Below are 7317 nucleotides of genomic sequence, written 5' to 3' on the forward strand. Positions count from 1 at the left end.
GATTTCCTCCCCCGCTATCGTCTGTTTATTATTATGTGGCGGCGCGCCCGTGCCGCCGGGGGGGGCGCCCGACTCGTTCCCGTCTGCCGCTTCTCAGAACAGACGCAGCTTGTCGTCCTCGATGCCCCGCATCGCGTTGTAGTCCAGGATCGTGCAGCCGATGCCTCGGTCCGTGGCGAGGACCTTCGCCTGCGGCTTGATCTCCTGGGCCGCGAAGATGCCCCGGACGGGCGCCAGATGGGGATCGCGGTTCAGCAGCTCCAGGTAGCGGGTGAGCTGTTCCACGCCGTCGATCTCACCCCGGCGCTTGATCTCGACCGCCACGGTCCGGCCGTCGGCGTCCCGGCACAGGATGTCCACCGGCCCGATCGCCGTCATGTACTCGCGGCGGATCAGGGTGTAGCCCTCGCCGAGCGTCTCGATACGGTCCGCCAGCAGCTCCTGGAGGTGCGCTTCCACGCCGTCCTTGATCAGGCCCGGGTCCACGCCCAGCTCGTGCGAGGAGTCGTGCAGGACCTCCTCCATCGTGATGATGAGCTTCTCGCCCGCCTTGTTGATGACGGTCCAGACGCCTTCCTCGTCACCCGCCCCCTCCTTGAGGGTGCACGGCGGCGACATCCAGTTGAGGGGCTTGTAGGCCCGGTCGTCCGCGTGGATCGAGACGCTGCCGTCCGCCTTGACCAGGATCAGACGGGGGGCGGAGGGAAGGTGGGCGGTGAGCCGGCCGGCATAGTCGACGGAGCACCGGGCGATGACGAGACGCATGGTCGGCAACGCTACTCGACACCCCGCCCTCCACGCGATTCGTCCGTCGGTCCCGCCATCACCCTCAACCGGGGCCCGGCGGACCGCACCTCCTGATCCGGCCTCCGACCAGGCTCCCGCGACCGGTCCTGACGAGTCGCCTGCACACGCCTGTTCAACCCTGGCCGATTGTGTGCCTAAAGGGACCGTCGCATATACGCAATCTCCTGGTGGCGTCACCGTCCGTTGCCTACCGTAGTAAACGGGAGGTCGCGAAGTGTGTACTCAGCGTGTTCGGTATCGCGAACTCCCTTACCTGTCCGCCAACCCCTGCTGTTCGGGGGTGCGAGAGGAGTACCCATGTCGCTCGACGTCTCACCGGCCCTACTCGAACAGGCCGAGCGAGGCGAGGTCGACGAAGCAGATTTCGTCGACTGCGTCCGGACCTCCCTGCCCTATGCATGGGAGATGATCAGCTCCCTGGTGGCCCAGCTGAAGGTGGACGGCGGAGAGTTCGCCGACAACCAGACGCCCCCGCCGGACGAGCAGGCACGCGGTCAGCTGCTGCGTGCGCTCGCGAGTGACGCCATACGCGGCGCCCTGCAGCGGCACTTCGGCGTGCGGCTGGCCTTCCAGAACTGCCACCGCGTGGCGGTGTTCCCGCTGGACGCCTCGGTCGACGAGACGCTGGCCCGCTTCACCTCGGTGCGCAATCAGTTGCTGAACCAGTCTCCGGAACTGCGGGACTGCTGACGCCGTGTTCCGGTACTGCTGACGCAGTGAGCCGCTTGCTTGCCGCTCCACACGCGGGAGGTGCAATCAGTCAGTGGGGCGGCAAGCTCCCCGCGGAGGTGTGAGGTCACCGGAGGTGCGGCAGTACCTCGGCGCCCAGCCGTCGTACGTTCTCCTCCGTGGCCGCAAGGTCCCCCGAGCCCTCGGTCAGCAGGGCGAATCGGGAGATACCGGTCCGCTCGGAGGTAGCCGCGAGCCGGTCGGCACACAGCCGCGGGGTCCCCACCGGGTGCAGTCCGCAGAGCAGTTCGGTGTAGGCGAGCGGGTCGCGCATGGAGCGGAACCGGCCGTCCACCGTCGTATGGGCCTCCAGGCCCTGCTTCAGCCACCCCGGCATCGCCTTCGTCAGCGTCTCCACGGCGTCGGTGCGCCGGTCGGCGATCTGGCAGACGCCGGCGGAGACATGGGCCGCGCCGAGGATCTCCTCGGCCGGCCTTCCGGCCGCCCGCGCGTGTTGCCGCCACAGCGCGACCATCTCGGCCTTCTCCTCGTCCCCGACGTGCATCCCGAGCAGCATCGCCAGCCCCCGCTCGGCGGCCAGCCGGACGCTCGCCGGAGAGGTGCACGCGACCACCACCTCCGGTCCCGGCGCCTCCGTCAGCGCCTCCGACGGGCGCGGTACGACGGGGACTTCGCGGAACGAGAAGCGCGGGCCGGAGGCCGACACGGCCGGTTCACGCAGCCAGCGCATCAGCAGTTCGAGTGATTCGGGGAAGCCGTGTTCGTACGCATCGAGTCCGCTCCCGAACACCTCCAGATCCACCCAGGGCCCGCCCCGGCCCACGCCGAGCGTGAACCGGCCGCCGCTCGTCACGTGCAGCAGTGCGGCCTGCTCGCCGAGCGCCACCGGGTGGACCGTGGGCAGTACACTCACCGCCGTGCCGACCCTGAGACGCCTGGTGCGGCCCAGCAGTAAAGCCGCCAGCGTGACCGCGGACGGACACGTGCCGTACGGCACGAAGTGGTGCTCGGCCAGCCAGACCGCGTCCAGGCCGGCCTCCTCGGCCACCTCCGCCGTGCGCACCGCCCGGTGCAGCGCCTCCCCCTGGCCCTGGCCCGGGAACTGGGCCGCCAGCACAAAACTTCCTACGCGCATCGCATTTCCTGCTTTCCTGGCTCCTACCCGGAGCTCCCCCACCCGGCATAACCGTCTGACACGTGCCGAGGACACGGCCTGGCGAAGAGATTTGCGGATTGTCTGGAGAATGGGTCGCCCTGGAGGGGGACTTGTACGGGTTGGTGCCCTACGCGTACCCCCGCGCGCGCGTCGTAGGCTGGACACAGCCCTTGCTTCCTGTATAGCCCCGAGAGGTGTCCCGTGTCCCCGCGTCGCAACCGACCCAAGGGCCCGAATGGAGCCACCTCCTCCGGCCGGAGCGCCGAGGACGACCGCGCGGACCGGTACGGCGGCTGGCAGTCCAGTGAGAGCTGGCAGGGCGAGGAGTGGAGCGTGCGCCATGTCGCGGGCGCCAGCGCGGTCGGCAAGACGTACCGCTGTCCGGGCTGCGACCAGGTGATCCCTTCCGGTGTCCCGCACGTCGTGGCCTGGCCGGAGCACTCGGGCGTCGACGAGCGCCGGCACTGGCACAAGGCCTGCTGGAACGCGAAGGACCGCCGCACCACGCGGGTGCAGCGGTCCCGTAACGCGCCGAGGTTCTAGCGAGGACTCACACGTCCCGCTTCTCCAGCAGCGCGTAGGCGCCGGCGAACGCGACGGCCGTCACGAGCAGGATGATCCACAGCGGGTCCCAGCCCGAAGGGCCGGAATCGCTGAGGGAGTTGGAGTAGAAGACGCTCAGCTGGTTCGGGATCGAGTACTCGAACAGGGCGTTGCGCACCTTCTCCAGCGACTGCGAGAACATGAACAGCGCGATCACGAGCGGGGCGAGCACCGCGCCGATCATGATGGTGATGGCGCCCGCCGAGTGCCGGATGATCGAGCCGATGATCAGCGAGAGCAGCCCGAGCAGCGCGATGTAGAGGCTGACGCCGACGGTGCCCTTCAGCCATTCCCCGCCGGTCGGCGTCCGGGCCACGTCGCTCAGGATCGACACCTGTGTCATGGCCACGAACGCGCTGGCCGCGAGGGTGATCACGAACGCGAGCGCGAAGAAGACGATCGCCTTCGCCGCGAGCACCCGCGCGCGGGTGGGGCAGGCCACCATCGTCGTACGGATCATTCCGGTGCCGTACTCGGAGGCCGTGGTCAGCACGCCCAGCGTGATGATGCACATGCTGCCGAGCAGCAGCCCGAAGAAGCCGAGCGACAGCGCGTTCTCGCGCGACAGGTCGTCCGACGAGGCGGAACTGCTGACGACCGAGGCGGTGAGGAGGCCGATGCCGACGACGAGCAGGACGAAGACGCCGAGCGTCCAGATCGTCGAGCGCACCGAGCGGATCTTCGTCCACTCCGAGGCGATGGCGTGCCCGAGGTGGGTGCGCACCACCGGGATCGGCGAGGTGTAACCGGGGTACGGGCCGCCGGGCGCCGCCTGCCAGTCGGGCGCGGCCGGGGCTGCCTGCGGCATCGGGGGCTGGTGGGTGCTCATCGGGCGTCCTCGGGCTTGGTCAGGTCGGCGGGGGCGGAGGCGGGCGCGGGAGCCGGCTGTGACGATTCGGCGGGCGCCGGAGTGGGCGCCGGAGCGGGCGCGGGCGCCGTGGTCGGCGCGGCGTAGGGGTTGGGGTTGGGAGCGGCCTGGGGAGCCCCGTAGGGGGCCTGCGGGGCGCCGTACGCGCCTGCGGGCGCCCCCTGCGCGCCGTAGGGCCCCGCGAACGGCTGGCCGCCCTGCTGGGGCGGCGGCGGGGCGTACCAGCCAGGCTGGCCCTGCCCGGGCACCGGCATGGGCGGCTGCGCGCCGGGCGGCAGCGGCTGCTGGAAGCCGGCCCTCTGGTCGACGGTGGAGCGGTAGTCCACGGCGCCCTGCGTCATCCGCATGTACGCCTCCTCGAGCGAGGCCTGGTGCGGCGAGAGCTCCCACAGCCGTACGTCCGCCTCGTGCGCGAGGTCGCTGATCTGCGGCAGCGGCAGGCCGGTCACCCGGAGCGCCCCGTCCTGCTCGGGCATGACATGGCCGCCGGCCTCGGTCAGTGCCGAGCTGAGCTTCTCGCGCAGCTGCGGCTCGGTGTCCGGGGTGCGCACCCGCGCGAAGTCGGCGGAGTTGGCCGAAATGAAGTCCGTCACACTCATGTCGGCGAGCAGCTGGCCGCGCCCGATGACGATGAGGTGGTCGGCGGTCAGCGCCATCTCGCTCATCAGATGGGAGGAGACGAAGACCGTACGGCCCTCGGCGGCGAGGGACCTCATCAGGTTGCGCACCCAGAGGATGCCCTCGGGGTCGAGGCCGTTGACCGGCTCGTCGAAGAGCAGCACCTGGGGGTCGCCGAGCAGCGCGGCGGCGATGCCGAGGCGCTGGCCCATACCGAGCGAGAAGCCCTTGGAGCGCTTTCCGGCCACGTCCTGGAGGCCGACCACCCCGAGCACCTCGTCGACCCGGCGGGCCGGGATGGCGGACAGCTGGGCCAGGGAGAGCAGGTGGTTGCGGGCGGACCGGCCGCCGTGCACCGCCTTGGCGTCGAGCAGCGCGCCGACCTGGCGGGCGGCGTTGGGCAGCCGGCGGTAGGGGTAGCCGCCGATCGTCACCGCGCCCGCGGTCGGGTTGTCCAGCCCCAGGATCATCCGCATGGTCGTCGACTTGCCCGAGCCGTTGGGGCCGAGGAAGCCGGTGACGGCGCCCGGCCGTACCTGGAAGGAAAGGTTGTACACGGCGGTCTTGTCGCCGTAGCGCTTGGTCAGGCCGACAGCCTCGATCATGCTCCGCACCCATCGAAAGGATCAGGACAGCAGGGCAGACGCCCCCGTAAGGGTTAGGAGGATATCCGGGCGCTGACGGTTCCCATCAAGAGCTGGCAAAGCCGGTCCGTATCGGTCCGGTCACTGAGCATCCCGTTTCTTCAGCAGGACATACCCGCCGGCGAGCGCGGCGACCACCCACAGCCCCATGATCCCGAGCCCGCCCCAGGGCCCGTACGGGACGTCGTCGCCGGCTCTCGGCACCACCTGCATGATGTGACCGCCCGCCTGGTCCGGCAGGAACCGGCCGATCTTCTGGGTCGCGTCGACGTTGCCGAGGATGTTGGAGATCAGGAAGAAGAACGGCATCAGGATGCCGAGCGACAGCATCGGCGAGCGCAGCATCGCGGCCACGCCCATGGAGAACATCGCGATGAGCGTCATGTAGAGCCCGCCTCCGATGACCGCGCGCAGCACCCCGGTGTCGCCGAGGTACGCCCGGTGGGAGCCGAGCATGGCCTGCCCGAGGAAGAACGCGGCGAAGCTGGTCACCATGCCGACGACCAGCGCCAGGCCCGTCGCCACCGCGATCTTGCTGAAGAGGAAGGTGGCGCGCTGCGGTACGGCGGCCAGCGAGGTGCGGATCATTCCGGTGCTGTACTCGTTCGACACCACCAGCACTCCGAACACGATCATCGCGAGCTGTCCGAGGGTCAGCCCGGCGAAGCTGATGTTCGTCGGATCGAAGGAGGTCCGTGCCCGCGCGGGCATGTTGCCGAACTGGCTGTTGGCCAGCGCGGAGAGCAGCATCCCGAGCGCCACGCTGACGACCACGGCGAGGGACAGCGTCCACACCGTCGAGGAGACGGACCGGATCTTGGTCCACTCGGACCGTACGACCTGAGCGACGACCGCCATCACGCCCCCTTGTCCCAGCCGGAACCCCAGACCTGCGGCACCGGGGCCGAGTCGGCGTGCGCGTGGTACTCCACGGACTCCGCCGTCAACTGCATGAACGCCTCCTCCAGCGAGGCCTGCTGGATGCTCAGCTCGTGCAGCACGATCCCGTGCTGCGCGGCCAGCTCCCCGATCGGCTCGGCCTTCGCGCCCTCCACCTCCAGCGCCCCGGTCCCCGTCTCGACGACGGTGATCCCGGCCGCGTGCAGCACGTCGAGCAGCCGTTCGCGCTGGGGGGAGCGGATCCGGACGTAGGACCGCGAGTTCGCCCGGATGAAGTCCGCCATGGAGGTGTCGGCGAGCAGCCGTCCCTGCCCGATGACGACGAGGTGGTCGGCGGTCAGTGCCATCTCGCTCATCAGGTGTGAGGAGACGAACACGGTCCGGCCCTGGGCGGCCAGCGACTTCATCAGATTCCGGATCCAGTGGATCCCTTCCGGGTCGAGCCCGTTCACCGGCTCGTCGAACATCAGGATCCGCGGATCCCCGAGCAGGGCCCCGGCGATCCCGAGCCGCTGTCCCATGCCCAGCGAGAACCCCTTGGCCTTCTTCCGCGCCACCGCCGTGAGTCCGACGGTGTCCAGCACCTCGGCGACCCGGCGCGTCGGAATCCCGTTGCTCTGCGCGAGGCACAGCAGATGGTTGAAGGCACTGCGCCCACCGTGCACGGCTTTGGCGTCGAGCAGCGCCCCCATGTACGTCAGCGGGTCCTTGAGCTGCGCGTACCGCTTGCCGTCGATCCGCACGTGGCCGGCCGAGGGGTGGTCGAGCCCGAGGATCATCCGCATCGTGGTGGACTTCCCGGCGCCGTTGGGCCCGAGGAACCCGGTCACGATGCCGGGCCGCACGGCGAAGGAGAGGTCGTCGACCGCGGTCTTGTCCCCGTAGCGCTTGGTCAGGCCCTCCAGCTCGATCATGCGGCCACGCTAAGACCGGCTTACGGGGGCTGCCACCGGAAGGGGCGGGCCGGGGGAGCGCCGTCGTCGGGTGCGGCGCGGTGGGGGCCGGTCGCGCAGTTCCCCGCGCCCCTGAAG

Annotated in this window: 8 protein-coding genes; 2 read left to right on the plus strand and 6 right to left on the minus strand. The window is 70.0% G+C overall.

The features are described from left to right. Nucleotides 1-93 precede the first annotated feature (93 nt). Nucleotides 94-765 carry an endonuclease NucS gene (gene nucS, locus ACFWXC_RS46850; RefSeq protein ID WP_384489309.1) on the minus strand — a complete coding sequence of 224 codons (672 nt, stop codon included), beginning with the start codon at nt 763-765 and terminating at the stop codon, nt 94-96. A 339-nt stretch (nt 766-1104) separates the two neighbouring features. Between nucS and ACFWXC_RS46855 the strand changes: the two genes are divergently transcribed. After that, nucleotides 1105-1497 (plus strand): SCO5389 family protein, encoded by a 393-nt coding sequence (locus ACFWXC_RS46855; protein ID WP_093499046.1) that lies wholly within the window; start codon nt 1105-1107, stop codon nt 1495-1497. A gap of 106 nt (nt 1498-1603) precedes the next feature. Here ACFWXC_RS46855 and ACFWXC_RS46860 read toward each other — a convergent pair whose 3' ends face one another. After that, nucleotides 1604-2632: an LLM class flavin-dependent oxidoreductase gene (locus ACFWXC_RS46860; protein WP_384489311.1), complete on the minus strand. Its 1029-nt coding sequence runs from the start codon at nt 2630-2632 to the stop codon at nt 1604-1606. Between the two features lie 222 nt (nt 2633-2854). Between ACFWXC_RS46860 and ACFWXC_RS46865 the strand changes: the two genes are divergently transcribed. After that, on the plus strand, nt 2855-3196 hold the full coding sequence (locus ACFWXC_RS46865; RefSeq protein WP_384489313.1) for an ATP/GTP-binding protein: 342 nt from the start codon (nt 2855-2857) through the stop codon (nt 3194-3196). 7 nt (nt 3197-3203) lie between these two features. On the opposite strand, the gene ACFWXC_RS46870 is transcribed toward ACFWXC_RS46865, so the two are convergent. From ACFWXC_RS46870 to ACFWXC_RS46885, 4 genes are all read right to left on the minus strand, one after another. After that, the gene (locus ACFWXC_RS46870; RefSeq protein ID WP_384489315.1) at nt 3204-4085 is read right to left on the minus strand and encodes an ABC transporter permease subunit; all 882 of its coding nucleotides are present in this window, start codon (nt 4083-4085) and stop codon (nt 3204-3206) included. Continuing rightward, nucleotides 4082-5347 carry an ABC transporter ATP-binding protein gene (locus ACFWXC_RS46875; RefSeq protein ID WP_384489317.1) on the minus strand — a complete coding sequence of 422 codons (1266 nt, stop codon included), beginning with the start codon at nt 5345-5347 and terminating at the stop codon, nt 4082-4084. The genes ACFWXC_RS46870 and ACFWXC_RS46875 overlap by 4 nt, the downstream gene beginning before the upstream one ends. 120 nt (nt 5348-5467) lie before the next feature. Continuing rightward, complete coding sequence (locus ACFWXC_RS46880; protein WP_384489319.1) at nt 5468-6244, minus strand: ABC transporter permease; 777 nt, start codon at nt 6242-6244, stop codon at nt 5468-5470. Then, complete coding sequence (locus ACFWXC_RS46885; protein ID WP_384489321.1) at nt 6244-7200, minus strand: ABC transporter ATP-binding protein; 957 nt, start codon at nt 7198-7200, stop codon at nt 6244-6246. Before ACFWXC_RS46885 ends, ACFWXC_RS46880 begins: the two co-directional genes overlap by 1 nt. Between the last annotated feature and the right edge of the window lie 117 nt (nt 7201-7317).

It is taken from the genome of Streptomyces sp. NPDC058683 (assembly GCF_042716195.1).
In the GTDB taxonomy this organism is placed as follows: domain Bacteria; phylum Actinomycetota; class Actinomycetes; order Streptomycetales; family Streptomycetaceae; genus Streptomyces.

Coding starts and splice junctions, on each gene's coding strand:
- nucS (WP_384489309.1), bottom strand. CDS start 765: ATGCGTCTCGTCATCGCCCGGTGCTCCGTCGACTATGCCGGCCGGCTC.
- ACFWXC_RS46855 (WP_093499046.1), top strand. CDS start 1,105: ATGTCGCTCGACGTCTCACCGGCCCTACTCGAACAGGCCGAGCGAGGC.
- ACFWXC_RS46860 (WP_384489311.1), bottom strand. CDS start 2,632: ATGCGCGTAGGAAGTTTTGTGCTGGCGGCCCAGTTCCCGGGCCAGGGC.
- ACFWXC_RS46870 (WP_384489315.1), bottom strand. CDS start 4,085: ATGAGCACCCACCAGCCCCCGATGCCGCAGGCAGCCCCGGCCGCGCCC.
- ACFWXC_RS46875 (WP_384489317.1), bottom strand. CDS start 5,347: ATGATCGAGGCTGTCGGCCTGACCAAGCGCTACGGCGACAAGACCGCC.
- ACFWXC_RS46880 (WP_384489319.1), bottom strand. CDS start 6,244: ATGGCGGTCGTCGCTCAGGTCGTACGGTCCGAGTGGACCAAGATCCGG.
- ACFWXC_RS46885 (WP_384489321.1), bottom strand. CDS start 7,200: ATGATCGAGCTGGAGGGCCTGACCAAGCGCTACGGGGACAAGACCGCG.